At 71.2% G+C, this 26634-nt stretch carries 23 protein-coding genes; 13 read left to right on the plus strand and 10 right to left on the minus strand.

The features are described 5' to 3' along the window. Nucleotides 1-3 precede the first annotated feature (3 nt). Nucleotides 4-372: an FKBP-type peptidyl-prolyl cis-trans isomerase gene (locus tag CHC09_RS13430; protein ID WP_089293683.1), complete on the minus strand. Its 369-nt coding sequence runs from the start codon at nucleotides 370-372 to the stop codon at nucleotides 4-6. Nucleotides 373-508: 136 nt separating this feature from the next. On the opposite strand from CHC09_RS13430, the gene CHC09_RS13435 reads away from it, so the two are divergent. The 5 genes from CHC09_RS13435 (at nucleotide 509) to CHC09_RS13455 (ending at nucleotide 4649) form a co-directional block, all read left to right on the plus strand. After that, entirely contained in the window at nucleotides 509-1408 is a 900-nt protein-coding gene (locus CHC09_RS13435; protein WP_089293401.1) for a lytic polysaccharide monooxygenase, read from the plus strand. 112 nt (nucleotides 1409-1520) lie between these two features. Next, nucleotides 1521-1796 carry a hypothetical protein gene (locus CHC09_RS13440; RefSeq protein ID WP_089293402.1) on the plus strand — a complete coding sequence of 92 codons (276 nt, stop codon included), beginning with the start codon at nucleotides 1521-1523 and terminating at the stop codon, nucleotides 1794-1796. Between the two features lie 19 nt (nucleotides 1797-1815). After that, nucleotides 1816-3210, plus strand: coding sequence for a DUF4331 domain-containing protein (locus CHC09_RS13445; RefSeq protein ID WP_089293403.1), 1395 nt, complete (start codon nucleotides 1816-1818; stop codon nucleotides 3208-3210). A 106-nt stretch (nucleotides 3211-3316) separates the two neighbouring features. Further along, nucleotides 3317-3649: a phospholipase gene (locus tag CHC09_RS13450; RefSeq protein WP_239138314.1), complete on the plus strand. Its 333-nt coding sequence runs from the start codon at nucleotides 3317-3319 to the stop codon at nucleotides 3647-3649. Between the two features lie 10 nt (nucleotides 3650-3659). Continuing rightward, the gene (locus tag CHC09_RS13455) at nucleotides 3660-4649 is read left to right on the plus strand and encodes an AraC family transcriptional regulator (protein WP_089293684.1); all 990 of its coding nucleotides are present in this window, start codon (nucleotides 3660-3662) and stop codon (nucleotides 4647-4649) included. Here CHC09_RS13455 and CHC09_RS13460 read toward each other — a convergent pair. From CHC09_RS13460 to glgC, 5 genes are all read right to left on the minus strand, one after another. Continuing rightward, the gene (locus tag CHC09_RS13460) at nucleotides 4595-5020 is read right to left on the minus strand and encodes a YunG family protein (RefSeq protein ID WP_089293685.1); all 426 of its coding nucleotides are present in this window, start codon (nucleotides 5018-5020) and stop codon (nucleotides 4595-4597) included. The two genes, CHC09_RS13455 and CHC09_RS13460, sit on opposite strands and share 55 nt — an antisense overlap. A gap of 54 nt (nucleotides 5021-5074) precedes the next feature. Further along, the gene (locus CHC09_RS13465) at nucleotides 5075-5761 is read right to left on the minus strand and encodes an NUDIX domain-containing protein (protein WP_089293405.1); all 687 of its coding nucleotides are present in this window, start codon (nucleotides 5759-5761) and stop codon (nucleotides 5075-5077) included. Nucleotides 5762-5777: 16 nt separating this feature from the next. Beyond that, nucleotides 5778-6668, minus strand: coding sequence for a 5'-methylthioadenosine/S-adenosylhomocysteine nucleosidase family protein (locus CHC09_RS13470; protein WP_089293406.1), 891 nt, complete (start codon nucleotides 6666-6668; stop codon nucleotides 5778-5780). After that, nucleotides 6665-8380 (minus strand): hypothetical protein, encoded by a 1716-nt coding sequence (locus CHC09_RS13475; RefSeq protein ID WP_089293407.1) that lies wholly within the window; start codon nucleotides 8378-8380, stop codon nucleotides 6665-6667. Before CHC09_RS13475 ends, CHC09_RS13470 begins: the two co-directional genes overlap by 4 nt. Before the next feature lie 158 nt (nucleotides 8381-8538). After that, nucleotides 8539-9771 (minus strand): glucose-1-phosphate adenylyltransferase, encoded by a 1233-nt coding sequence (glgC, locus tag CHC09_RS13480; RefSeq protein ID WP_089293408.1) that lies wholly within the window; start codon nucleotides 9769-9771, stop codon nucleotides 8539-8541. A gap of 126 nt (nucleotides 9772-9897) precedes the next feature. On the opposite strand from glgC, the gene glgA reads away from it, so the two are divergent. From glgA to CHC09_RS13495, 3 genes are read left to right on the plus strand one after another with little or no spacing between them, the layout of a single operon-like run. Continuing rightward, nucleotides 9898-11103, plus strand: coding sequence for a glycogen synthase (glgA, locus tag CHC09_RS13485; RefSeq protein ID WP_089293686.1), 1206 nt, complete (start codon nucleotides 9898-9900; stop codon nucleotides 11101-11103). Beyond that, on the plus strand, nucleotides 11100-12710 hold the full coding sequence (locus CHC09_RS13490) for a glycoside hydrolase family 10-like protein (RefSeq protein ID WP_089293409.1): 1611 nt from the start codon (nucleotides 11100-11102) through the stop codon (nucleotides 12708-12710). Before glgA ends, CHC09_RS13490 begins: the two co-directional genes overlap by 4 nt. A 48-nt stretch (nucleotides 12711-12758) precedes the next feature. Next, a complete protein-coding gene (locus CHC09_RS13495) occupies nucleotides 12759-13790 on the plus strand; it encodes a hypothetical protein (protein WP_089293410.1) in 1032 nt (343 codons plus the stop codon). Between the two features lie 69 nt (nucleotides 13791-13859). Here CHC09_RS13495 and CHC09_RS13500 read toward each other — a convergent pair whose 3' ends face one another. Continuing rightward, nucleotides 13860-14249 carry a hypothetical protein gene (locus tag CHC09_RS13500; RefSeq protein WP_089293411.1) on the minus strand — a complete coding sequence of 130 codons (390 nt, stop codon included), beginning with the start codon at nucleotides 14247-14249 and terminating at the stop codon, nucleotides 13860-13862. A 72-nt stretch (nucleotides 14250-14321) separates the two neighbouring features. Beyond that, nucleotides 14322-15953, minus strand: a complete 1632-nt coding sequence (locus tag CHC09_RS13505) for an ABC-F family ATP-binding cassette domain-containing protein (RefSeq protein WP_089293412.1) — start codon at nucleotides 15951-15953, stop codon at nucleotides 14322-14324. 203 nt (nucleotides 15954-16156) lie between these two features. Here CHC09_RS13505 and CHC09_RS13510 point away from each other — a divergent pair, with 203 nt between their 5' ends. The 3 genes from CHC09_RS13510 to CHC09_RS13520 all read left to right on the plus strand — a co-directional run bounded on the left by CHC09_RS13510 (nucleotide 16157) and on the right by CHC09_RS13520 (nucleotide 21291). Next, nucleotides 16157-17830: an ABC transporter substrate-binding protein gene (locus CHC09_RS13510; RefSeq protein WP_089293413.1), complete on the plus strand. Its 1674-nt coding sequence runs from the start codon at nucleotides 16157-16159 to the stop codon at nucleotides 17828-17830. 241 nt (nucleotides 17831-18071) lie between these two features. Next, nucleotides 18072-18416, plus strand: a complete 345-nt coding sequence (locus tag CHC09_RS13515) for an effector-associated constant component EACC1 (protein ID WP_143232309.1) — start codon at nucleotides 18072-18074, stop codon at nucleotides 18414-18416. Beyond that, nucleotides 18400-21291, plus strand: coding sequence for a caspase, EACC1-associated type (locus CHC09_RS13520; protein ID WP_089293415.1), 2892 nt, complete (start codon nucleotides 18400-18402; stop codon nucleotides 21289-21291). Before CHC09_RS13515 ends, CHC09_RS13520 begins: the two co-directional genes overlap by 17 nt. Here the strand turns inward: CHC09_RS13520 and CHC09_RS13525 are convergent. Then, nucleotides 21288-22097: a PhzF family phenazine biosynthesis protein gene (locus CHC09_RS13525; protein ID WP_089293416.1), complete on the minus strand. Its 810-nt coding sequence runs from the start codon at nucleotides 22095-22097 to the stop codon at nucleotides 21288-21290. The two genes, CHC09_RS13520 and CHC09_RS13525, sit on opposite strands and share 4 nt — an antisense overlap. Nucleotides 22098-22210: 113 nt before the next feature. Here CHC09_RS13525 and CHC09_RS13530 point away from each other — a divergent pair, with 113 nt between their 5' ends. Together CHC09_RS13530 and CHC09_RS13535 are read left to right on the plus strand one after the other, a co-directional pair. Next, entirely contained in the window at nucleotides 22211-23635 is a 1425-nt protein-coding gene (locus CHC09_RS13530; protein ID WP_089293417.1) for a sigma 54-interacting transcriptional regulator, read from the plus strand. 2 nt (nucleotides 23636-23637) lie between these two features. Further along, nucleotides 23638-25599: a vWA domain-containing protein gene (locus CHC09_RS13535; protein ID WP_089293418.1), complete on the plus strand. Its 1962-nt coding sequence runs from the start codon at nucleotides 23638-23640 to the stop codon at nucleotides 25597-25599. Nucleotides 25600-25603: 4 nt separating this feature from the next. Here CHC09_RS13535 and CHC09_RS13540 read toward each other — a convergent pair whose 3' ends face one another. Then, nucleotides 25604-26569 carry an AraC family transcriptional regulator gene (locus CHC09_RS13540; protein WP_239138313.1) on the minus strand — a complete coding sequence of 322 codons (966 nt, stop codon included), beginning with the start codon at nucleotides 26567-26569 and terminating at the stop codon, nucleotides 25604-25606. Between the last annotated feature and the right edge of the window lie 65 nt (nucleotides 26570-26634).

Consider the following 26634-nt stretch of genomic DNA (forward strand, 5'->3'; position numbering starts at 1 on the left):
CGGTCAGTGGACCTCGACGAGGTCCACGACGAAGATGAGGGTCTCGTTCGGCTTGATCACGCCACCGGCGCCCGCCGAGCCGTAGCCCAGGTGCGGCGGGATGGTGAGCTTGCGGCGGCCGCCCACCTTCATGCCGGCCACGCCCTGGTCCCAGCCGGAGATGACCTGCTGGGCGCCGACCCGGAAGCCGAGCGGTTGGCCCCGGTTGTAGGAGGCGTCGAACTCCTTGCCCGTGGATTGGGCCACGCCCACGTAGTGAACGCTGACGTACTCGCCGGGCGTGGCTTCCGGGCCGGTGCCCTCGACGAGGTCCTCGATCAGCAGATCGCTGGGGGCTTCGTCGGGGATGGGACCGACGTCGGGCTTGTTCATGAAGTCCTCCCGTTTTGTGTTGCCGGACCCGGTCATGCAATCACAACCGCGGGCCCGCTGAACGAGCGGTGCCGGATCTCCGTATCCCCGGGTGACCGGGAACGTCCCGGTCGTGTGACCCGCCTGGGGGAATCCCGTGTCCGTCCGCCGCCTCTGTGCCGCCGCTCTGTTCACCGCGGCTGCCGTGTTCGCCGTACCGGCCGTGCCCGGGTACGCGCACGGCACGCCGATCACGCCGATCAGCCGGTCGGCCGCCTGCGCGGGGAACGGCACCAAGACTTCCACGGCGGCGTGCAAGGCGGCGAAGACCGCCACGAACGGGTTCATCGGGGCGTTCGACAACCTGCGGATCGCGAACGTGAAGGACGACCGCGTGTCGGTGCCGGACGGGAAGCTCTGCAGCGGCGGGCTCGACGCGTACAAGGGGCTCGACCTGCCTCGCGAGGACTTCCCGTCGACCGCGGTGCGCTCCGGGCAGAAGCTGCCCATCGCCTACCGGGGAACCATCCCGCACAAGGGTGAATTCCGGATCTTCCTGACCAAGCCCGGGTACGACCCGACCAAGCGCCTGACCTGGGACGACCTCGGCAGCAAGCCGCTCGCGTCGTTCACCGACCCGGCGCTGACCGACGGGTCGTACCGGATGTCGGTGACGCTGCCGCAGCGGACCGGCCGGCACATGCTCTACGTGGTCTGGGAGACCTCCAGCACCCCGGACACCTACTACTCGTGTTCCGACCTGGTCTTCCCGGCGGCTCCCGCGGTGAAGAAGACGAGCGCGAAGCCGTCGGTCGCCCCGGTCCGCGGCTCGGCCGCGCCGGCCACGTCGCCGGCCACCACGACGAGTGCGGAGGCGGCCGTGGAGCCGGCCGAGGAGACGGCCGCGGAGCCGAGCGTCGACCCGGTGCTGGCGTCCGCGGACAGTCGCGACGACAACACGAACGTGGGCCACTGGCTGATCGGTGGCGCACTCGGTGTCGGCCTGCTGACGATCATGATTGCCCTGCTCAGCCGCCGTCGCCGCACGAATCTGTGAGTCCCCGGAGAAATGGCTCGAAAAAACTTTTGAACCCCTCGTTCGTGGATCACGTAATCACCGGCGTCGACAATGCACGCCCGTCCGGCCCCCAACAGACGAAAGGCCCAGCATGAGTCGTAGTCGCTACCGAGCCCAGGCGTTCCCGCGGTTCAATCGCCGGCGGTTGCTGGCGCTCACCGCAGCAGGTGTGGGCGTCTCGGCCGCCGGGGTTGCCGGGCTCAGTCTCGCCAGCGAGAACGAGACCGCCTCGGCGTCCGATGGCGCGCCGCTGGTGATCTCGGTACGGGACGCCAAGAAGGGCACGCTCGACATCTTCTCCGGCAGTTCCAAAAAGACCGTGACCGACAAGAAACTCGCCGCGCAGCTGCTCAAAGCCGCCCGCTGACCTCAGAGGAATCGCGTAAATGTCTTCTCACCGCGAAGCGCCGGAGATCAGCAAAGACCCGGTCGCCGACAGTTCCGACCTGTACGCGTTCGTCAGCCCTGACGATGCCGACACGGTCACCATCATCGCCAACTACGTCCCCTTGCAGATCCCGGCGAGCGGACCGAACTTCTTCGAGTTCGGCGACGATGTGCTCTACGAGGTCCACATCGACGCGAACGGCGATGCCCGTCCGGACATCACGTACCAGTTCCGGTTCGTCACCGAACTGCGCAACGACCGGACCTTCCTCTACAACACCGGCCAGATCGAGTCGCTGGACAGCGAGAACTGGAACCGGCGGCAGTTCTTCTCGGTCACCAAGGTCGACCGGCACGGCAAGCAGACCGTACTGGCCAAGAAGCTGCCCTGCCCGCCCTGCAACGTCGGCAAGATCTCGATCCCGCACTACGAGAAGCTGGCCCAGGACGCCGTCCACAAGCTGAAGTCCGGGGAGACGGTCTTCGCCGGCCAGCGCGCCGACGCGTTCTTCGTCGACCTGGGCGCCATCTTCGACCTGGGCACGCTGCGCCCGTTCCAGGACAAGCACCTGGTCGGCCAGAAGCTGTTCAACTACGCCGGCAAGGCGGTCAACGCGACCGACCAGACCAACGTGCACAGCATCGCGATCAAGATCCCGCTGCACATGGTCCGCCGCGACGGCAAGAAGCGGGTCAAGGCCACCGACGCCGGCGCCGTGATCGGCGTGTGGACCTCGGCCAGCCGCCGCCAGGTGCAGGTGCGCAACGGCGACAGCAAGAACGCCGACGTCTACGTGGGCCCGCAGGTCCAGGTGTCCCGGCTGGGCAACCCGCTGTTCAACGAGGTCATCGTCCCGATGGCGCAGAAGGACAAGTGGAACAGCCTGCCGCCGAGCGAGGACAAGAAGTTCGCCGAGTTCGTCGCGACCCCGGAGCTCGGTGCCCTGCTGCCGGTGCTCTACCCGGGGCTGTTCGACAACCTGGCCGCGCTGAACAAGGCCAAGAAGGACCGCGCCGACCTGCTGGCGATCCTGCTCACCGGTATCCCGAGCGGGCTGATCGACGGCTTCCAGAACAACACCGGCGCGGTGCAGGCCGACATGCTGCGGCTGAACACCGCGATTCCGCCGGCCGCGAAGCCGAACGCGTTCGGTGTGGTCGGCGGCGACGTGGCCGGCTTCCCGAACGGACGCCGGATCGCCGACGACGTGGTCTCCATCTCGCTGCGGGCGATCGCGGGCGTGACCGTGCCCCTGGTCGACAAGGCGTTCAAGCCGGACGCCGCGGCCGCTCTGGTCGAGCAGGGGCTGAGCATCAAGAACGTCAGCTCGGGGCTGCTGAAGAGCTTCCCGTACCTGGGTACCCCGTTCGACGGATTCTCGGTGCCGTCATGAGCGAGCTTGAGAGCGAATCAGTCAGCTCCCGCCGACGCCGGAGCGAAGCGGAGGCGGCGGCATGAGCCACTCGCATGACCACGGACATCCGCATCACCATCACACGATGGCCCCGTCCGGGCAGGGCACGGTCATGCTGAACATCGGCGGGAACGTCGGCGCGCTGATCATCGGCACGCCGGCCCGGCTGCACGGCCACGAGATCGAGGTCAGCCCGGTCGACGCGCCCTCGCAGCGGCAACACGCCGCGGTCCGGGCCCGTTACGTCCGGGGTGGCGTCACCTACTGCGTGGTCATCGACAACCTGGCCGAGGGCCGGTACGCGATCTGGGCCGACGGCCCGGAGCCGCTGACCGAGGTCGAGGTCCGGGGTGGCGCGGTCGCCGAGTTCACCTGGCCGGAGAACGCCGTACCCGGAAGGAAGCTCCTCTCGGTCTAAGGTGGACCGCATGGTCTACCCGGGTGCCGAGGTCCCGGTCCGCGCCGGGCTGCGAACGACGGACGTGGAGGAGGCCCGCGCCTTCTGCCGCAAGCTCTACTACGCCCCGCTGCGCATCGAACCGGTCGGTGACCCCGGCCGGTTCGATTTCAGCGCCGACGTGGTCGAGCTCGGTCCGATCACGGTCGGCGAGGTGGGGTACGGCACCGACATCCGGGTTCTCTGCGACGGGCTGGAGACGTCATACCACGTGCTGGCCCCGCTGACCGGGATGTTGCGATCCCGGCACCGGGGCACCGTGGTGTTCGCCGACCCGACCCGGGCGGTGGTCTACCGCCCCACCGGCGACATCGAGCTGGACTGGCCGGGCAACTGCCGGCTGCTCAGCGTCAAGATCGAGCGCGGTGCCCTGGAGCGGGAACTGGACGCCGCACTGGACCAGCGGGTCGTCTCCCCGATGCCGCTGGGCGCCAGCTTCGACCTGGTCGACGGCCCGGGCCGGACCTGGCTCGCCCTGGTCCGGCTGCTGCTCTCCGAGTTGCGCGGCACGGACGGCCTGGCCAGCCAGCCCCGGATGGCCGCTCGCTGGCGCGACATGGTGGTCAGCGGCCTCGCCTTGACGGTCGAGCATCCGTACGGTGAGGAACCGGCCGGGCTGCAGGGCCCGATGCGCCCCCGCACGGTCAAGCGCGTGCTGGACGTCCTGCACACCGAGCCCTGGCGTCAGTACACCGCCGCTGAGCTGGCCGCGATCGCCGGCGTCGGCGTCCGGGTCCTGCAGGACGCGTTCCGTCAGCACGTCGGCATGTCCCCGATGGCCTATCTGCGCCGCCTCCGGCTGGACGGCGTGCACGCCGAGCTGTCCCGCTCCGACCCGGGCACGGCCAGCGTCAGCGAGATCGCGTACCGGTGGGGCTTCACCCACCTGGGCCGCTTCGCCGGTGCCTACCGGTCGCGCTTCGGCGTCTCCCCGTCCGCTACGCTCCGTGACCCTTCCTGATCCCCGAGCGCGGCCGTCACCCGGGTCCGGAGCAGCTCGTACTGTTCCCGGCAGCGCTGGGGCGGACCGGCGGGGCGCTGCTGGACAGCCCCGCCGACGACCGTCTCGCCCGGCCCGAACTGCTCGAAGGTGAAGTCGACGTCGCGTCCGCCGGGCAGCCGGTTCCAGTAGTGGTCCCCGTACCGGGTCCCGTCCACGAGGTGCTCGCCGACCACCAGCTCGCCGCCCAGCAACTCCTGCACGACCAGCGCCGTCACCCCGCACTGCCCACGGGCCGGGTTCTCCGGCGTCCAGTCGGCCAGATCGTGCGGGTCGCAGGTGTCGCGCCCCCACGCCGTCCGCAGAACCGATTCCAGCAACGTCACAGTCATCATGTGTCCTCCCGTTTCCTCCCACGGAGGATTCACCCTCGAGCAGGTGGAGGGTCAAGCCGGGCGTTGCAGCGGCGGATACAGCGCGGTGGCGGGGCCCCGGCGGAACAGCGCGGCCGGGCGCCCGGTCGGCGGGCTGCGCATCTCCCCGGTGGGCACCACGAAGCCCGGCAGGCCGGTGGCCTTGCGGTGGAAGTTGCGCGGGTCGAGCGGCACGCCCCACACCGCCTCGTACACCGCGCGCAGCTCGGCGATCGTGAACTCGGTCCGGCAGAACGCGGTCGCCAGCGGGGTGTTCTCCAGCAGCCGGCGGGCCTGCTCCACCGCGTCGGCCAGGATCCGGTCGTGGTCGAAGGCGAGGCCGAGACCGCCGCGACGGACCGGCTCCCAGCGGGCGCCGGCCGCGTCGGTGCCGGCGGTCGGCATCGGCAGGTCCGGGAGGATCGCCAGGTAGGCGACGGTGGCGACCCGCCCGCGCGGATCACGGTCCGGCGCCGCATAGGTGCGCACCTGCTCGAGGTACGGGTCGAGCCCGCTGAGTCCGGTCTCCTCGGCCAGTTCCCGCACCGCGGCGTCGATCAGGTCCTCCCCGGCGCGCAGGAATCCGCCGGGGAGGGCGAGCCGGCCCAGGTACGGCTCCACCCCGCGCTCCACCAGGAGCACCTCGAACGCGGCGCCCCGGACGGTGCAGACCACCAGGTCCACGGCGAGCTCGAAGCTGAGGTGCGGCCGCTCGATCACAGGTGTCGAGGTTAGATCACCTCGAGCCGAGGTAGGCGGCCAGTTCGATCATCACCGTGGCCGCGTGGCGTGAGGCCAGGTCGTGGAACGCGTCGTCCCGGGGTTTGCGCGTGTCGGCCAGGTCGGAGATGCCGCGGATGGTGAGCCACCCGTACGGTCCCCGCTGATCGTGGAAGGCCTCCGCGACGCCCGCCGCCTCGGTCTCCACCGCCAGCACCTTGTCGTGGAAGGTGTGCAGCCACGTGCGAATCTCCGACTGGGCGTCGGCGACCACCGCGTTGCCGGATCCGATCGGGCCGACGTGCAGCCGGAACGGCACACCGTCCGGTCCGGTGAAGTCGGATCCGGCCGCGGTGCGGAACGTGTTGAGCCGCCGGCCGAGCGGCGCCGCGACGGTCTGGGCCCGGCCGCGGCGCCGTGTCCCGTCCGGCGTCTCCTTCCGGGCGTCGTACGAGATGATCTCGTCCGCGATGACCACGTCCCCGATCCGCAGCCGGTCGGACACGCCCCCGGCGATCCCGACCAGCAGGATCACTTCGGGGGAGTACCGCTCGACCAGGGTGCGGTGGTCGAGCGCGGCGGCGGTCAGCCCGGGCGAGAGGATCTGCATGGCGGCGATCCGGAGCACCCGGCCGTCGGGTGTGGTGAGTTCCGCCTCGTACGCGGTGGCGCCGGAGGGCAGGAGCACGGTGCGGTAACCGGACAGCCCCTGGAGAGCCGCCACCACCGCCCGGGTCTCCTGCTCCAGCACGGTCAGCACGCCGATGTCGGCCCGCGTGGAGGCGCCGGCGGTCCCGGATCCGCTCACCACGGGCCGCTCGCGAATCTGATCACGGCCCACCGGGTTGTGGTACGTGTTGCCTTCGCCCTGGTAGACGCTGCCGCCGATGTTGTTGGTGCCACTCATGACCTGCTCCTGTTGTTGGCATCGCGGCCGACCGTGTTGTGGTAGTTGTTCTGCGAGCCGCCGTAGACGCTGCCGCCGACGTTCAGATTGGTGACGCGGTTGCTGTACTCGGTGGTGTCGACGCCCCGGCTGTCCAGGAAGTCGAGCACCGCGGCGAGCACGCGCCGCTCGATCAGCCGCTGGTACTTGCCGACGTCCTGGTACTGCGTGAGGTTGCGGCCGCCGTCGGCCCGGGTGCCGAGTTCACGGACCCCGACCCGGGCGCCGTAGTCCAGGCCGCGCCGCAGTGGTCCACGGCCGGCGCCGAAGACCGCGTCGACCGCGGCGCGGAACAGGTTGCCCGGCGCGCGGCCGACGGTGGCCGGGGTGTTCGCCACCGCCGAGCGCAGCGCCCGCCACCAGGCCACCGGCCCGGTGCCGTCGATCGAGGAGACCACCCGGTAGGGGTCCGCGGTGGGCCACAGCGCGGTGGTCGTGACCTCCAGGTAGAGCGAGCGGCCCTGCACCGCGACGTGCACGTTGACGGTGGTGACCAGCTCACCGCCCCAGGACACCACCTGGCAGGCGAGGTGGTGGCGGGCCGGGGTGGTCGGGAACCGGATCACGCCGGCCACCACCTCCGGCGGCAGCGTCGAGGTGGGGCGGGCGACCTCGGTGCCGGCCAGGGAGACCTGATCGGTCACGGTCATCGTGGCGAGCAGGTCCTCCGGGCCGGCGGCGTTCCGGTTTCCGTAGAACGTCAGGGCGGTCAGGTGGGCGCGGAGCTGGGCGATCAGCTCCGCCGCGCTGAACGGCGCGTGCTCGAACTCGCGCTCGCCCTCGGTCTGTCTGCGGTGGAGTTCCTCCGGCGCCCGGTACGAACCCACGAGCGCCTCGGCCATCTCGTCGGGCTGTGGCCGCACCAGCCGCTGAGCGAAACCCCACGTGCTGACGAGGTCGCCGGCCCCGACGTACGGCCGGAAGCCGCTGTAGACGACCGTGTTCCCCCGGCCCTGGCCGTCGATCTCCTGCAACCGGGCCGTGATCCTGGGTATCGAGGGTGTCCGGCCCGGGCCGAGGCCGTCCAGCTCGTACTGGACCCACAGGCCCCAGGCGATCGAGAAACCGAACAGCAGCAGGGCGGTGGCCAGTACCGCGAACCAGCCGGGTCCCATGTCCAGGTTCTCGAGCGAGCTCAGGTCGCCCGAGGCGGTCGCCGCGTTTATCGAGTCGAGGTTTTGGTACGCGCTGATGGCGTAGCCGAGGGTGAGAGCCGTCCCGGCGGCGCCCCAGAGCATCGCCAGCAGGACGCTCTGGGTGGCCAGGGTGTTCAGGTCGACGGACGTGCCGGCGCGCACGCCGCCCATCAGGTCGCGGGCCAGGCGGATGGTGGCGACCAGCGCGTGGAACCCGGTGAGTAGGAAGACCACGGTGAGTACCGCGTCGGTCGCGGCGCAGAGCATGATCAGGAACGTGGCCAGAATGGCGGCGTCGCGCCAGATGGCGACGGACCGCGCGCGCAGGCAGTGCGACAGCACGGACACGAGGTGGAACCCGTACGACGGGGCGATGGCGCGGTGCGGCTGCAGGTAGACCTCGCGAAGGGCGGCGGCGCGGAAATCCTCGTCGAGGTAGGCGGCGGCGCAGAGGTGCCGGGTCGCGGCGGTCGGATCTTCCGGAAAGGGCGCGGTGGCGGGTGCTTGCTCGCCGGTGCGTTGGTACGGCGCGTGCATGCATATCCTTATCGTCGAGCTGACGATAAGGGAGCGTACGATCGTGCCCTGTTATCGACAATTAGACGATTAGATGACTTCTAGTCGATGATCGTCGGTTATGTCCGACTCGCCGTCCGGCCCGATCCACTGGACGGACGGCGTGCCGTGCGCAGCCGTCACAGCTCGATCTTCTGGCCCTTACCGACGACGACCACGCCGTTGTCGCTGACCGTGTAGAGCTTGCGGTCCCGGTCCAGGTCCACGCCGATCTGGGCGCCCTCCGGGACGTTCACGTTCTTGTCGATGATGGCGTTGCGGATCACCGCGCGGCGCCCGACCGAGACGCCCTCCATCAGGACCGCGCCGTCGACGTGCGCCCAGGAGTTGACCCGCACGTTCGGCGAGATGACCGAGCGCTCGACCAGGGCGCCGGAGACGACCACGCCGGGCGAGATCATCGAGTCGATGGCCCGGCCCTGCCGGTCGTCGTAGCCGTGCACGAACTTGGCGGGCGGCCACGAGCCGTAGTTCGTGAAGATCGGCCACTCGTGGTTGTACAGGTTGAAGACCGGCAGGGTGGCGATCAGGTCCATGTGGGCCTCGTAGAACGAGTCGAGCGTGCCGACGTCCCGCCAGTAGCCGCGGTCGCGGTCGGTGGCGCCGGGCACGTCGTTGTCGCGGAAGTCGTAGACGTTCGCCTCGCCGCGGGCGACCAGCATCGGGATGATGTTGCCGCCCATGTCGTGCTTGCTGTCCGGGTCCTGCGCGTCGGCGGTGACCGCTTCGCAGAGCGCGCGGGCGGTGAAGACGTAGTTACCCATCGAGGCGTAGATCTCGTCGGGGGAGTCGGCCAGCCCGACCGCGTCGCGGGGCTTCTCCCGGAACGCCTGGATCTTCTTGCCGTCGGGGCCGACCTCGATGACGCCGAACTGGTCGGCCAGGCTGATCGGCTGCCGGATGCCGGCGACGGTGACCGCCGCGCCCGAGGCGATGTGGTCGTTGACCATCTGCTTCGGGTCCATGCGGTAGATGTGGTCGGCGCCGAAGACGATCACGTAGTCCGGGGACTCGTCGTTGATCAGGTTGAGGCTCTGGTAGATCGCGTCGGCCGAGCCGGCGAACCAGCGCGGGCCGAGCCGCTGCTGGGCCGGCACCGGGGTGACGTAGTTGCCGAGCAGTGTGGACATCCGCCAGGTCTTGGAGATGTGCCGGTCCAGCGAGTGCGACTTGTACTGGGTCAGCACGACGACTTTGAGGTAGCCCGCGTTGGCGAGGTTGGAGAGGACGAAATCGATCATCCGGTAGATGCCGCCGAACGGGACCCCGGGTTTGGCCCGGTCCGCAGTAAGGGGCATCAGGCGCTTGCCTTCTCCACCGGCCAGAACGATCGCAAGCACCTTGACAGCCATGGGAAGGACGCTAATATCCCGGCCTGCCGTTCGCCACCCAAAGTGTGACGAAGTTTGGCCGACGGTCCGGTGACTCGATGATCACAGACCCGGGGTGCTGGACACCGGTGGGCTATTGTGCGCATCGTGGCCGATGTTCCAGCTCTCCGTGTGGACCTGCTGACCCGCGAGTACCCGCCGGAGGTGTACGGGGGCGCCGGCGTGCACCTCGAATACCTGGCCCGGGACCTGCGGTCGCACGCCGACGTGCGGGTGCACTGCTTCGGCGCGCCCCGCTCCGAGGCGGGCGTCACGGCGTACCCGGAACCGGCCGGGCTGGCCGCCTCCAACGCGGCGCTGCGGACCATGGGTGTGAACCTCGCGATGGCCGCCGGCTGCGCGGGCGCGAGCGTCGTGCACAGCCACACGTGGTACGCGAACTTCGCCGGTCACACCGCGAAACTGCTGCACGGCGTCCCGCACGTGATGACCACGCACAGCCTGGAGCCGCTGCGCCCGTGGAAGGCCGAGCAGCTCGGCGGCGGCTACGCGCTGTCGTCGTTCTGCGAGCGGACCGCGATCGAGAACGCCGACGCGATCATCGCGGTCTCCGGGGGGATGCGGCGGGACGTGCTGAAGGCGTACCCGACGGTCAACCCCGACCGGATCCACGTGGTCTACAACGGCATCGACACCGACCTGTACGCACCGGACCGGGGGACGGACGTCGTCGACCGGCTCGGGATCGACCGCGACCGCCCGAGCGTCGTCTTCGTCGGCCGCATCACCAGGCAGAAGGGCCTGCCGTACCTGATCCGGGCCTGCCACGACCTGCCCGCCGACACCCAGATCATCCTGCTCGCCGGCGCGCCGGACACCCCGGAGATCGCCGCGGAGGTCTCCGCCCTGGCGGACGAGCTGCGTGCGGCCCGTGACCCGGACGGCGTCGTCTGGGTTCAGGAGATGCTGCCGAAGCACGAGGTCATCCAGGTCCTCACGCACGCCACCGTCTTCGTCTGCCCGTCGATCTACGAGCCGATGGGCATCGTCAACCTGGAGGCGATGGCCTGCGAGACCGCCGTGGTGGCCACCGCCACCGGCGGCATCCCCGAGGTGGTCGCGGACGGCGAGACCGGCCTGCTGGTCCCGATCGAGCAGGCCGACGACGGCACGGGCACCCCGGTGCACCCGGAGCGGTTCGTCGCCGACCTGGCCGCCACCCTCACCCGGGTCCTCGAGGACCCGGGCCTCGCCGAGGAGCTCGGCCGAGCCGGCCGGCGGCGCGCGGTCGAGCACTTCAGCTGGGCGCGGATCGCCGAGGACACCCTCTCCGTCTACCGGTCGGTGCTGTGAGCCGGGGTCAACGGCTGCGCCTCGGGATGCTGCTGGCGGCGGTGCTGATCGCCGCCCTGGCGATCGGCGCCGGCCTGGTCCGGGCCGCGTTCTACCAGGCCTCGGCCGCCGCACCCATCCCCGCCGCGGGCACGCCGGCCGGGGTGGCCGGGCAGTGCGCCGGGCAGCCGGTCCAGGCCGCGCGGGAGCTGCGCGGCATGTGGCTGACCACGGTCTACAACCTCGACTTCCCGAGCCGGCCGGGGCTCGGCCAGGACCGGATCGAGGCGGAGTACAAGGGGTGGCTCGACCTCGCGGTCAAGCAGAACCACAACGCGATCTTCGTGCACGTCCGGCCGAGCGGGGACGCGTTCTGGCCGTCCGCCTACGCGCCCTGGTCGAACTGGCTGACCGGCCGGTTCGACGGGAAGTCGCCCGGCTGGGACCCGATGGAGTTCATGGTCGCCGAGGCGCACGCCCGGGGGCTGGAGTTCCACGCCTGGTTCAACCCGTACCGCGGGACCCAGCCGGCCCCCAGCGGGGTCGGAACCGATGCCACCAAGCTTGCCCCGAACCATCCGCTCCGGCAGCACCCGGAGTGGCGGCTCGCGTACCCGAAGGGCGAGACCGGGCGCTTCTACTTCGACCCGGGGATCCCCGCGGCGCGCAAGTTCGTCGAGGACTCGATGCTGGAGGCGGTGGAGAAGTACGACGTCGACGGCGTGCACTTCGACGACTTCTTCTATCCGTACCCGGAGGAGGGTCAGGACTTCCCGGACGCCGCCTCGTTCGCGAAGTACGGCGGCGGGAAGTCGAAGGCGGACTGGCGCCGGGAGAACGTGAACACGCTGGTGCGGGAGATGCACGAGCGGATCCAGCAGATCAAGCCGTGGGTCAGCTTCGGCATCAGCCCGTTCGGGATCTGGCGCAACCGGGACACCGATCCGCAGGGTTCGGACTCGAACGGCCTGGAGAGCTACGACGCGATCTACGCGGACACCCGGAAATGGGTCCGGGCGGGGTGGCTGGACTACATCGCGCCGCAGCTGTACTGGACCATCGGGTTCGACAAGGCCGATTACACCAGGATGCTGAAGTGGTGGACGGCCCTGACCAAGGGCACCAAGGTCCAGCTCTACATCGGGATGGCCGACTACCGGGTCGGGGAGAAGGGCGACTGGAGCGATCCCGCCATGCTCGACCGGGAGATGACCCTCAACAACCGGTACGGCGTGCAGGGAGAGATCCACTTCAGTGCCGAGCAGGTGCGCGACGACAAGCTCGGCGCGGTCACCCGCTATCGCAAGACGCACTACGCGTCCCCGGCGCTGCCGCCCCGGCCGGCCCGCCTCACCGGCGCGGCAGTCCCGGCGAACCCGCGGCTCACCGCCGCGAACCCGGACGCCTCCGGCCGGCTGGTCCTTGCCGCGGACGGGCTGAGCGCGACGAACTGGGCCCTCTACCGGACCACCGGGGGCGGGCCGGCCACGCTGGTCGCCACCGGTCGCGCCGGGGCCGAGATCGCCGACCCGAAGCCGGCCGCGAACGCGACGTACTGCCTGAGCGCCGTCGACCGCTCCGGCAACGAAAGCCCGCTCAGCCCGGGGTTGACCGTGCCGGCGGCTTGATCGGAAGCCCGATCGGCCTCGGGTTGACCGTGCCGGTAGCTTGATCGAATGTTCCGGAAGAATATCGTTAAATACGTCGATGATCTCGTGGCCGCGAACGCCGCCCGCGACGGCGACCGCTTTCACGAGGCCGTGCAGAACGTGGCCCGCTCCGCGGGCAAGGCCACACCGGAGCAGGCCCACACGGCCCTGACCCGGCTGGCACCGGTGCTGGAGAGCATCCCGTTCGGCATCGGCAACCCCGTGGCGGGTCTGGCCGGCGGCATCGTCGGCCTCGAGGGTGACTTCCGCCCGGTCCTGCCGGTGCTCGTCGACCGGGCGATCGCCGTGCTGACGGCCGCGGTCCGCTTCCACGCCTTCTACCAGGAGAAATTCGGCGAGGAACCGCCGGACGCCGAGGACGAGGCGGCGGTCCTTCCCACCCTGGAGCGGGTCGCCCACCCGGAGACGGGCTCGGACGAGGGCCACGCCCTCGGTGAGGCCTGGTTCACCGCGAACGAGTGGGTGCAGCCGGTGCTCTTCCTGTGCCAGCGCAAGGACGTCCGCGCCGCCCTGCCGCGCCGCGCCGAACTGACCGCGGCGGTCACCGCCACCACCGAGCTCGTCGGCGCCGCCGGGTGGCTGAACGGCCTGCTCCAGGTCCTCGACGAGGAGACGCTCCTGGTCCTCGACCGTGCTTCCGGTCGCGCGTTCCGCGTGACGATCTCCGGCATCGGCGACAACTTCCAGCTGCACACCCTGCTGGCCGCCGCCCTGCCCGCCGAGGTGCTGCCCGGCTCGCCGCCGAGCGCGGCCGAGGTCGCGGCCGCCTCGACCGGAGACCTGGAACCGCCCGGCGGAATCCGCGGAAACTTCAACCTCGCCGACGCGAACGGCAAGTGGATCTGGAACGAGGGCCGGCCCGCGGACATCCCGCACCTCGACGGTGTCCGAGTCGCGGTGGTAGACCCGCCGCCGTACACCCGCACCTGGAACGCCGGGCGCGCCTACCCGCTCATGATCCCCTCGGTCCAGCTCACCGCCGAACTCTCCCCGGCCGACGCGGCCACCCTGCAATCAAAGATCAAAACAGCCGGCTGAGCCCGTCACCCCCGCAGACTGCCAGGACCGGAACCGGCCGGGAACCGGTGGGGCGTCGCGGACCTGAGGTCAGGCGACGTGGCAGTAGAGGGGGCGGCGGGAGCGGGCCAGAGCGGCCAGGTCCGTGAGGATCCGGCGGGCCTGCGCGGGATCGACCTTCTCCCCGTCCGCGGCACGGGCCGCCACCCACTTGGTGGCGACACCGGCCAGGGTCGCGGCGTCGGCCCTGGCCAGGGCAGTGGTGAGTTTCGGCAGGAACCCGAGGATCAGCGGCGACTCCTCGTCGTTGACCTGCTCCGGCCCGTCCACGTCGTCGAGGGGACGGTCCAGCAGGAAGCTCTCCCACTCCTCGAGCGACGCGAAGACATCGAAGTTGCCGAAGCCGACCGAGTCCTTGCCGGGGCCGCGCTCCGCGGCGTCGTCGTTGGCCGCGGTGTAGAAGGTGATGATGGTGCTCACCGCACCAATCTAGCGGAGCGCTCTCGGCCGCCGACCGTCCAGTCGGCCCTCGACGTCCGGGATCGGACCGGGTCAGCCGGTGACCTTGCCGTCGGCGACCTCGAGGTGGCGGTTGGTCGAGACCGCGGCGAGCATCCGGCGATCGTGGGTGACCAGCAGCAGCGTCCCCGTGTACGACGCCAGCGCGGACTCAAGCTGCTCGATCGCGGCCAGGTCCAGATGGTTGGTCGGCTCGTCGAGCACCAGCAGGTTCACCCCGCGCGCCTGCAGCAGGGCCAGCGCCGCCCGGGTCCGTTCACCCGGCGAGAGCGACTGCGCCGGGCGCGTCACATGGCCCGACTTGAGCCCGAACTTGGCGAGCAGCGTCCGGACGTCGGCGTCGCTGAACGTGGGTACGGCGTCGCCGAAGGCCCGGGCCAGCGGCTCGTCACCGAGGAACAGGCCGCGCGCCTGGTCGACCTCGCCCACCACGACGCCCGACCCCAGAGAGGCGGAGCCGGAGCTGAGCGGGAGCCGTCCCAGCAGCGCGGCCAGCAGGGTTGACTTGCCGGCCCCGTTGGCGCCGGTGATCGCGACCCGGTCGGCCCAGTCGATCTGCAGGGTGACCGGGCCGAGGTCGAACGACCCGCGTCGCACGTGAGCGTCCCGCAGCGTCGCCACCACCGCGCCGGCCCGGGGCGCCGCGGCGATCTCCATCCGGAGTTCCCACTCCTTGCGGGGCTCCTCGACGACCTCGAGGCGCTCGATCATCTTCTCCGTCTGGCGCGCTTTCGCGGCCTGCTTCTCGCTGGTCTCGCCGCGGAGGTTCTTGCCGATCTTGTCGTTGTCGGGGGCCTTGCGCCGCGCGTTCCGGACCCCCTTGTCCATCCAGCCGCGCTGCATCCGGGCGCGTTCGAGCAGATCATCCTTCTTGTCCGAGAACTCCTCGTACTGCTCGCGCGCGTGTGAGCGCGCCCGCTCCCGCTCCTCGAGGTAGGACGCGTAGCCACCGCCGTACAGCCGGATCTGTTGTTGATGAAGATCCAGTTCAAGGACCTTGTTGACGGTACGGGTGAGGAACTCACGATCGTGGCTGACCACCACGACGCCGGCCCGCAGCCCGGCCACGAACTGCTCCAGGTGTGCCAGCCCGTCCAGGTCCAGGTCGTTCGTCGGCTCGTCCAGCAGGTACGTGTCGTAGCGGCTGAGCAGCAGCGACGCCATGCCGGCCCGGGCCGCCTGGCCACCGGAGAGGGCGGTCATCGGCAGGTCCAGGTCGATCCTCAGGTCGCCCGCGGAGAGCGCGGCCGCCCGGTCGTCCAGATCCGCACCGCCCAGGTCGAGCCAGCGCTCCAGGGCCACGGAGTAGCGGTCGTCGGCGCCGTCGGCGCCCGTCGCGAGCTCCTCGGCGGCGGCGTCCATCGCGGCCTGCGCGGCGGCGACACCGGTGCGCCGGGCCAGGAAGTCGCGCACGCTCTCCCCGGCGCGCCGCTCCCGCTCCTGCGGGAGGTAGCCGACGTTGGCGGTGGGCGGGTTGAGCCCGACGCTGCCGCTCTCCGCGGGCAGAATTCCGGCCAGCGTACGAAGCAGCGTGGTCTTGCCCGCCCCGTTGACCCCGACCAGGCCGATCACGTCACCCGGCGCGACCACCAGGTCGAGCCCGGTGAAGAGGGCGCGGTCGCCGTGCCCAGCGGCGAGGTCCCGGGCGATCAGTGTGGCGCTCATCAGGCAGCCATCCTATGCAGCGCGTGTGCCGAACCCGTCATGACGGTGGTCACCCGTCCTCCGCAACCGGCCGAATCCGCCGGACGCGCCGCCGTTGCGGCCTAATCCTTCCGGGTGCGGTCAACCTGACGGTGATTGAAGGGGCTTTGAGCTGTTGGTTCACTTCCAGGCCGGAGCACAGCGGGGGTCGGGGAGGGCCAGTCGTGAGCGAGGAGAAGGCGCCGCCGATCGAGGAGAAGGCTCCGGCGGCCGGGGAGAAGGCTCCGCCGGTCGCGGAGGAGACTCCGCCGATCAAGGTCGAGCTCAACGGTGGCCGGGGTGGCCGTCGCCGCCTCGTCACCGCGCTCGCCGCCACCGTCGTGCTGGTCGTGCTCGCCGGGATCGTCTACCGCGTCCTGCGGCGGGATCCCGATCCGCCACAGGCGTTGTGCCCCGGCCTGACCACCACGCACGGCGACGGTTTCGCGCTGACCCCGCACGGCACGGTGAACGGGCCCGAGTGTGTCGGCTGGCTCATCGACGACGACTACCGGTTCGGCTCGACCGACACGGAGGTCAACGACGTGCTGGGCCGGATCGTCCAGGAGAACATCCGGGTCCGTGACGATCCGGCCGCTCGTCCGTACGTCCGGATCGGTCTTCTCATGCCGATGACGGCCACCCAGGGGAGCGCGCTGGCGGCGGCCGAGATCCGCAACTCGCTGCAGGGGGCCTACGCCGCGCAGGTGCAGGCGAACACCGACGGCCCGACCGCGCTCGGCGACGCGCGACCCTGGTTCCAGCTGGTGCTGATCAACGAGGCGACCGACCAGAGCGGATGGCGTACGGCGGTGGATGCGCTCGTCCCGCTGACCGGCGGCGCGCATCCGCTGGTCGCGGTGACCGGCCTGGGGATCAGCATCCCGGCCACCGCGGAGGCCGGGAAACGCCTCGGTGAGCTGCGAATTCCGAGCATCGGCTCGGTCGTCACCGCCGACGACATGACGGCCGGCGACTGGATGTTCAAGGTCAGCCCGTCGAACCGGCAGTACGCGGCGGCCCTCGACGGCTACCTGGACAGCCTGGACACGCGGAAACCGGTCACCGGCTTCCTGGTCTGGGACCGCAACCCCGACAACTACGTCGCCACCCTGCGGACCGCCCTGATCGGCGAGTTCGGCGTCGACTACAACCTCGACCAGCACAATCAGGGGTTCAACGGCAGCAAGCCGCCGCACGACGGCACACCGCAGCTGTTCACCCCGATCGTCCGCGACATCTGCGCCGTCGACCCGGACATCATCTTCTACAGTGGCCGGGACCGTGACCTGCGCGCCTTCGTCGAGGCCCTCGGGCATCGCGGCCAGTGCCAGCGCAAGGTCCGCCCGATCCTGCTGGCGACCGGCGCGACCGGCCTGACCATCACCGAGCGGCAGATCGACGCGGCCCAGGTGGGGATCCTGGACGCGGCCAGCACCGACCTGGCCGGCTGGCGCCGCAACGTGGCGGGCACACCAGCCGAGTACGCGGCGTTCGCGAAGCAGTTCGCCGGCCTCGGCTTCCCCGACAAGTCCCTGGACAGCGGCTACGCGATCATGCAACGGGACGCCGTGGTCGCCGCGATCTGGGCGACCCGCCGGGACATCGCGGCCAAGACCGCCGCGAACGGCGGCCGCGCCGACGCCGACCGGCTCACCGAGACGACCAACGGCGCGGATGTCCGCAACGCGCTGTTCAGCTCGGCCAACGACACCGTTCCGGCGGCGTCGGGCCGGTTCTACTTCCGGGAGAAACCGGGCAACGACCTGTGGCCGCTGGGCCGCCCGGTCCCGGTGATCCGTTTCGGGAAGGCCGCCACGGCCCTGCCCGCCCCCGCCCTGCTGCCATCCGCCTTCTGAGGAAACCTATGAGCGAGCTTGTGAGCGAATCGGCCAGCTCCGTCGATTGCTTATGTCGGCGCCGGAGCGAAGCGGAGGTGACGGCAATAAGCGAGCTTGTGAGCGAATCGGCCAGCTCCGTCGATTGCTTATGTCGGCGCCGGAGCGAAGCGGAGGTGACGGCAATAAGCGAGCTTGTGAGCGAATCGGCCAGCTCAGTCGATTGCTCATGTCGGCGCCGGAGCGAAGCGGAGGTGACGGCATGAGCACTCTGCTGATCGCCGACGACGACCCGCTCGCGCTGGCCTCCCTGCACCGCTGGTTGTCACGTACTCCCGAGGTGACCCGGCACGGTGACCTCCGGGAGATCGCCGGCGCCCGGACCGACACGATGGACGACACGATCGCGGTGATCGCCCTGGTCGTCAGCGGTGTCTCGGCGCTCACCGACGTCCTCGGGGCCTGTCAGGCGTGGCACGGGAACCGCACCCGGCCGCCGGCGACCACCGTGACGATCGGTGACGTGACCGTCGACCTGTCCGATCCGGAGGTCGTCCGGAAGCTGCGCGAGCTCTTCCCCGGCGAGGAGCATGGCCCGGCAGCCTGACCCGGAGGCGTCGCGAGCTGTCCTCGTCGGTGTGTCGAGCTACGACACACCGACGATGACGCCGCTGCCGACGGTCGCGAACAACACCGAGCAAATGGCTGCGCTGCTGACCGATCCGCGGATGTGGGGGCTCAGCGAGAAGCACTGCACGGTGCTGAACAACCCACGGCATCCGGGCAAGGTCCTGGACGCTCTGATCACCGCTGTCGAGGAGGCCACCGACGCGGTGGTCTTCTACTTCGCCGGGCACGGATGGGTCCAGCCCGACTCGGACGATCTCTTCCTCGCGCTGCCCAAGTCCGGTCGCCACCGGTGGTGGCACGCCCTGCCGTACCAGGACATCCGCCGCATCCTCTCGGAGGTCACCAGGCCGGCCACGAAGATCGTCCTGCTGGACTGCTGCTACTCCGGCGCAGCCATCAACAAGATGGCCGGGGAGAGCGAGATCGGTGACCAGGTCGCCATCCACGGCACCTACGTGATGACCGCGACGTCGGGCACCATCCGGGCCACCTTCCGGCCGGAGGCGGACCTCACCGACTTCACCGGCGCCTTCATCGAGGCCGCGCGTTCCGGCATCCCGGACGGCCCGTCGCTCGTCGGCCTCCCGCTGCTGCACAACCAGGTCCGCGACAAGTTGGCGAGACTGAACCGGCCGATCCCCCAGCAGCGCATGACCGGACAGGGCGGCGAGGTGGCGCTGCTGCACAACGCGTACTACTTCAACGACCGTGATGTGCACGCCGCCGACCTGATCCGGCGGGAGATCGGGCTGACCCCGAGGGAGCGGGAGGTCGTCGTCGCGCCGCCGACGCAGGTCTGCGCCGCGCTGCGTGAGCCGCACGACGAGGCGGCCGCCGACCGGATCCGGCAGGCGATCGGGCTGACCCGGGCCGAGCAGGGGGTGGCCGCCGTCGTCGAGCAACTGACCGGCGCGCGCATGGTCGAGTACGCCAGGGCGGTGCTGCTGGCCGCGATCCAGCGCCCACCCGACTCGGTGGTGATCCTGCTCTCCGCCCTGCAGAAGACCGACCAGCTGCGGTGGGCCGACCACCTCGTGTCCACCTACGCCCGCAACCGCGAACCGTTCTGGGTGGGCGCCCTGGCCCAGCGCCTGCACGTCGAGGGTGACGCCGAGGCGCACCGGAGCCTGGAAGGCCTCATCGAGGAGGCGTTGCTGTCCCGGGCCGGTGACGCCGGCGACCTGCACGCGATGACGGTGACGCTGCTCGGCCGCGACCTGGGCAAGCGGGTCGAGGAGACGCTCTGGCGGATCCAGGCCGGACTGCCGGGGTCGCGAGTGGAGGGTCTCGCCGACGCCCTCCGCGCCGCCGGTCACGAGACCGTCGCCTACCGCCTGTACGGCAGCATCGCCGATCTCGTCGCGGACCGCCCGGTGACCGCCACCGTGCGTCTGATCGCCGGCATGCACCGCACCGGCCGGGACCAGGACGCACATGACCTGCTCGTCCGCCTCGCCGGCCGCCACCAGGAGCCGCAACAGCGGGCCCAGCTGCTCGACGTGCTGTGGGGCGCGCAGGTGCCGGCCGGCCCGGCCGAGGACCTGACCCACTTCGACGAGGACACACTGCTCGCCACAGTGCTGGCGTTGTATCCGCTGGGCCGGTACCGGCGCGGCCGGCAGCTGATGGTGGCCGCGCTCGCCGATCGGGATCCGCAGGCCACGGTGCGGTTCGCGCTGGCGCTGCAACGGGCGGGCTATCCGGTCGAGTCGCAGGGCCTGGTCGAGCAGCTCCGCGGCGACCCCACGCACCGGATCGTCGCCGTGGTCGCCGGTTTCGTCGCGGCCGGGAAACCCGAGTACGCCGAACGCCTGGTGCGCGAGGCGTTCACCGCCGAGCTGCTGACCGAGTTGCCGGCCGAGCTGCGCCGGTACGCCGAACCGGCGCTCGGCGAGAAGGCCGTGCCGGAACGGGTCGAGCTGGCCGCCGCGCTGCCTCCCGAGGCCGGGATGTGGCTGCTGGCGACCCTGCCGGACGATGTCGACGCCGCTCTCCTGCACGACCCGCGGGTCGCCCTGGGGGTGCTGGGCCTCGGCGGCGCCCGGCGCGAACGGCTGATGGCGCTGCCCCCGGGCATCCGATGGCCGCTCACGGTGATCGAGGACGCGCTCTCCGGCCGGTTCGGCCATCCGGGCGCCCGCCTCGCGGACGTTCTCGCCCTCGCCGAAGCAAGCTCCGAGCGGATGCTCGTCGAGTCGGTGATCCGCCGCCCGGTCGCCGACATCGTCGCCCTGATCCCGGCCGGCCGGCGGATCCTCGACGCGGTCGCCGGCGGCGCCGACCCGAGAACCCAGCTGGAGATCCTGCGCCACCTCGACGAGGATGATCCGGCCGCCGCCGGCTATCTGAAACGGCTCCGCGCCACGCTCGCCGAACCGCGCTGCTGCGCGCTAGTGACGACCCTGCACCAGGCCGGCCTGCACCGGCACGCCGCGACGCTGCTCGGGCGGCGGGTCGACGCGGCTTGGCGGCCGGAGGCCCAGATCGTCGCCGGCGTCCTGTCGGACCTGCCGCCGCAACCGCCGAGCGCGCGCCACCTGATCCGCGCGGGCCTGCCACCGCGCGCGACGGCCCTGCACGTCGCCCGGCCCGCCATCGCGATCCGCGCCGCGTTCGCCGTCTTCACCGACACCGAGCTGATCCATGTGTCCCGTGACGGCACCCGCGTCCGCGTCCCCTACCGGCGGCTCGCGACGGTCACCGTGCGGGCGGTGAGCCGGACCACGGCCCGGCTCACCGCCGACGGCGAAAACCATGATCTCCGGGTACGGGCGGACGAGTTCGCCAGGCTGGTCGTGCGGATCCACGAGAACCTGCACACCTTCCGCCGCACCGTCGACGACCTGGTCTAGGTGATCGGGACCGCCCTGCCGCTGACCCGCACGCCGGGCTCGCCGGGGACCAGCCGGACCGTGATCCGGCTCGGACGGCCCAGGTCGTCGCCCTGGCGCAGGTGCAGGGTCGCGTCGTCGCCGACCAGGCCGAGTTCCCGCAGGTAGCCGCCGAGGGCCGCGGCCGCCGCGCCGGTGGCCGGGTCCTCGTAGACGCCGCCGACCGGGAACGGGTTCCGGACGTCGAAGGTGGACGGACCGTCCCGGAAGACCAGCTGGATCGTGGTCCAGCCGCGTTCGAGCATGAGCGCCTTCAGCGCCGGCATGTCGTAGTTCAGGTCGGCGAGGCGCTCACGGGTGGTCACGGCCAGGACCGGGTGGTGCGCGCCGGCGTACGCGACCCGTGGCGGCAGCGCGGCGTCGAGGTCGGCGGCCGGCCAGTCGAGAATGTGGAGCAGGGCGGCGAGGTCCGCGTCGGCCAGCGGGGCGACGGTCGGCGGGACGCTGGTCAGCGTGGCGGTCCCGGTGCTGTCGACCGTCACCGGCACCGCACCCGCGTTGGTCACGAACAGATGGTCGCCGGGGCCGAGCGCGACCGCGGTCGCGACCGTCGCGTGCCCGCAGAACGGTACCTCGGCGAGCGGGCTGAAATACCGTACCCGGTAACCGTCGCCGTCCCGCCCGGTGACGAAGGCGGATTCGGAATAGCCCAGGTCGGCGGCGATCTTCAGCATCTCGGCGTCGTCCAGCGCGGAAGCGTCCCGGATCACTCCGGCCGGGTTGCCGCCGGCCGGGTCGTCGGTGAACGCGGCGTATCTCTCGATCATGGGAACCAGCCTGTCGCACGCCGGCAACCCGGGCGACAGCCAATCCCACGGCCCTGGCCACGTTCCGCGATCAAGGTCGCCGCTCGTCACCTCCGCGGAGTACCGTTCCTGCGGTGACAGAGGGTCCTACCGCGATCATCTCCGAACCTCCCACCCACCTCCCGCGCACCCTGGCCGAGCTGCGCGCCTCCGGGCACGTGTTCCGCACGGTCAAGGAGGAGCTGCGCGACAACCTGCTCGCCCGGCTGGCCTCCGGCGAGCAGCGCTTCCCCGGCATCGTCGGCTACGACGACACCGTGCTTCCCGAGGTCGAGCGGGCGCTGCTCGCCGGCCACGACATGGTCCTGCTCGGTGAGCGGGGCCAGGGCAAGACTCGCCTGATCCGTGCCCTGGTCGGGCTGCTGGACGAGTGGACGCCCTACATCACCAGCTCCGAGCTGCACGAACATCCGTACCATCCGCTCACCCCGGCCATCCGGCGGCTGGCCGCCGAGGCCGGCGACCTGCTGCCGATCTCCTGGCTGCACCGCTCCGAGCGGTACGGCGAGAAGCTCGCCACCCCGGACACCAGCGTCGGTGACCTGATCGGCGACGTCGACCCGATCAAGGTCGCCGAGGGGCGTGCCCTGGGTGACCCGGAGACCATCCACTTCGGTCTGGTGCCGCGCACCAACCGGGGCATCTTCGCCGTCAACGAGCTGCCCGACCTCGCCGAGCGCATCCAGGTGTCGCTGCTCAACGTGCTCGAGGAGCGCGACATCCAGGTCCGCGGCTACCAGCTGCGGCTGCCGCTCGACCTGCTGCTGGTCGCCTCGGCCAACCCGGAGGACTACACCAACCGGGGCCGGATCATCACCCCGCTCAAGGACCGTTTCGGGGCGGAGATCCGCACCCACTACCCGGTCGACCTGGAGCTGGAGACCGCGCTGATCCGGCAGGAGGCGACCCTGGTCGCGGCCGTCCCGGAGTACCTGCTCGACGTGCTCGCCCGGTACACGCGCGCGGTCCGCGAGTCGTCGTCGGTGGACTCCCGCTCGGGTGTCTCCGCCCGGTTCTCGATCGCCGCGGCCGAGACCGTCGCGGCGTCCGCACTGCGCCGCAGCGGGCTGCGCGGGGAGCGGGAGGCGGTGGCCCGGATCTGCGACACCGTGTCGATCACCTCCACGCTGCGGGGCAAGGTCGAGTTCGAGAGCGGCGAGGAGGGGCGGGAGACCGAGATCCTCGCCCACCTGCTGCGGGTCGCGACCGCGGAGACGTTCCGGGCCCGGCTCGCCGGTCTCGACCTCTCCGGGTTCACCGGCCTGGTCGCCGAGGGGGCGATCATCGAGACCGGTGACCTGGTCAGCGCGGAGGAGCTGCTCGACCAGATCGGGACGGTGCCGGGGCTGGCCAAGGTCCTCGAGCGGCTGGGGCTCGGGGACGCGCCGAGCCCGGGGCAGGCGGCGTCCGGGATCGAGTTCGCCCTGGAGGGGCTGCACCTGACCCGGCGGCTGGCCAAGGAGCTGACCGGCGACGGCCGCACCCTCTACGGGAGCTGATCATGGCGCCTTCGAGCGGCAACGTCTTCCGGTACGGCGCGTGGCGCGACGGTCCCGACCCGCTCGCCCCGCCGTACGACGTGCGCGCCGCCGTCGACGAGATGGGCGACCGGGTCCTGCGGGGCGACAGCCTGCGCGACGCCCTGCGGGACCTGATCCGGCGCGGGCCGGGCGACGGCCGGGGCCTGGACACCCTGCGTGACCGGGCCCGCCGGCTGCGGCGGGACGCGCTGCGCCGGGGCAACCTGGACGGCGCGGTCACCCGGGCCCGTCAGCAGCTCGATCAGGCCCTGGCCGCCGAGCGCGACGCGCTTCGCGCCCGCGACGACCCGGCAGCCCGGTTCAACGAGGCCGTGCTGGACAACCTGCCCCGCTCGACCTCCCAGGCCATCGCTGAGCTGTCGGGGTACGAGTGGGCCTCGGCCGAGGCCCGGGCCCTCTACCAGCAGATCCTCGACGGGTTGCGGCGGGAGGTCGTCGAGCAGCGCTTCGCCGGCCTGCGCGACGGCCTGCGTGACGGCGACCTCTCGGCCGTGTCCGCGATGGTCGCCGACCTCAACGACCTGCTGGCCAGACACGCCCGGGGCGAGGACACCGACGACGCGTTCCGGGACTTCATGGCCAAGCACGGCCGGTTCTTCCCGGACGATCCGCGCAACATCGACGAGTTGATCGACTCCCTGGCCCGCCAGGCGGCCGCGGCCGAGCGGCTGATGCGCTCGCTCAGCCCGCAGCAGCGCGAGGAGCTGCGGCAGCTGATGGAGCAGGCGCTCGGCGACGGCCCGCTGCGGGGCCGGCTGTCCGAACTCACCGACAATCTGAAGGCGCTGCGGCCCGGCCTCAACTGGGGCCGCGGCGAGCGGATGCGGGGCGGCGAGGAGCTCGGGTACGGCGACGCGGCCGCCGCCCTCGGTGAGATCGCCGACCTGGACGAGCTGATCGACCAGCTCGGCCAGGAGCACCCGGGCGCGACCCTGGACGACGTCGACGTGCAGGCGGTGGAGCGCCAGCTCGGCCGCTCCGCCGCCGACGACCTGCGCCGGCTGCGTGAGCTGGAGCGGGAGCTGCGCCGCCAGGGCTGGGTGGAGCGCGACGCCGACGGGCTCACCCTCTCGCCGAAAGCGCTGCGGCGGCTCGGCCGGACCGCGCTGTCGAAGATCTTCCACGACCTCGCGGGCAAGCGCGGCGAGCACGACATGCGCGACGCGGGCGCGGCCGGTGACCTGATCGGCTCGTCGCGGCGCTGGGAGTTCGGTGACGACCAGCCGCTCGACGTGGTGCGCACGCTCGGCAACGCGATCCGGCGCCGGGCCGGCTCGCGCGGCGCGGCCACCCTGCCGGTCCGTCTCGAGCCGGAGGACTTCGAGGTCGCCGAGACCGAGCGTCGCGCGTCCGCGGTGGTCGCGCTCTGCGTCGACCTGTCCTACTCGATGTTCGCGGACGGCCGATGGGGGCCGATGAAACAGACCGCGCTGGCCCTGTCCCACCTGGTCGCCACGAAGTACCCGCAGGACGCCCTGCAGATCATCGGCTTCGGCCGGTACGCGATGTCGCTGTCGCAGGGTGAGCTGGCCGCCATCGAGCCGACCATGGAGAAGGGCACGAATCTGCAGCACGCCCTGAAACTGGCCGCCCGACACCTGCGGCGGCACCCCGGGGCCGAGCCGGTGGTCCTCGTCGTCACCGACGGCGAGCCGACGGCCCATCTGGAGGACGGCGGCGAGGCGATGTTCTGGTGGCCGCCGCTGCCGGAGACCGTCCGGGCCACCGTCCGGGAGGTCGACCTGCTCACCCGGTACGGCGCCACGATGAACGTGTTCATGCTCGGCGAGGACCCGGGCCTGCGCCGGTTCATGGGCGAGGTGGCCCAGCGCAACGGCGGCCGCGTGTTCAGCCCGGACGCCGCCGAGCTGGGCCGTTACGTGATCGACGACTACGTGCGGGCCCGCCGGGGCCGGCGCTGAGCCGTCATCCGCGCAGCGTCTCCGACGGCGAGGTGTCGTACCGCTCGCGGTAGGCGGCGGCGAAGCGGCCCGGGTGGGTGAACCCGTAGCGGTACGCCACCTGGGCCACGGTCGTCGCCGCCGGGTCGGCGGCGCGCAGGCTGTCGTGGACCAGGGCCAGCCGGAGCTGTTTGAGATAGGTCATCGGCGGTATCCCGACGTACCGCGCGAAACTCTGCTGCAGTGCCCGCGAACCCACCCCGGCGATCTCGGCGAGATCAGCCACCGTGAACGGGCGGCCCGGCTGCGTGCGCATCGCGTCGACCACCCGCCGGATCGCGCCCGGCGCGGCGAGCGCCGGCGTCTGCCGGTCCAGCGGACCGCGATACCGGTGATCGGTGGCCAGCAGCAACCCGGTGACCAGTGTCTCCCGCATCCGGGCGCCGATCACCGGGTGCTCGGTGAGTCCGTCGGGGTTGTTGACGTCGGTGGCGATCATCCGAGCCAGCCGGGCCCAGCTGGCCCCGGGCCCGCGGCTGATGTCCAGCAGCGGGGTGAGGCCGACCGGGCCGCGGACCGGCCGGTCGAGCATCCGCTCCAGCTGGGTTTCCAGCTCAGCACGGGTGATCTTCACGGCCAGGATCCGGCAGTCGCTGTCCCATTGGTCGACCACCGTGTCGCCGACCGGCTCGAACACCGCCGCGGTCTGCCCGGCCAGCGCCCGGCGTGGCTCGTCCCGTCCCTGGTGCCAGCTCAGGCCACCGGTCAGCGGCAGGTTCACGTGGTAGGCGCCGAGCTCGCCGGCGACGACCCGGACGTCCAGCCCGAACTCAAGATCACCCAGGGTGATCCCCGCGCTGCCGCCGACCGCGAACCGGGCGGTCCAGTTCCTCGCGGGTCGCAGCACGTCGGCATCGAGGGCGTAGAAGTTCCGCCGCAGGATGTCCAGTGCCTCGTCCACGTTGCTGATCTGATGAGTCGTCGCTCGCACGCCAAACAGCTTCGCCCCCCGATCGGGGCGCTGCCAAGCGGTGTTGAATCCGCCACCCTGGGCCT

Source organism: Actinoplanes regularis (genome assembly GCF_900188005.1).
In the GTDB taxonomy this organism is placed as follows: domain Bacteria; phylum Actinomycetota; class Actinomycetes; order Mycobacteriales; family Micromonosporaceae; genus Actinoplanes; species Actinoplanes regularis.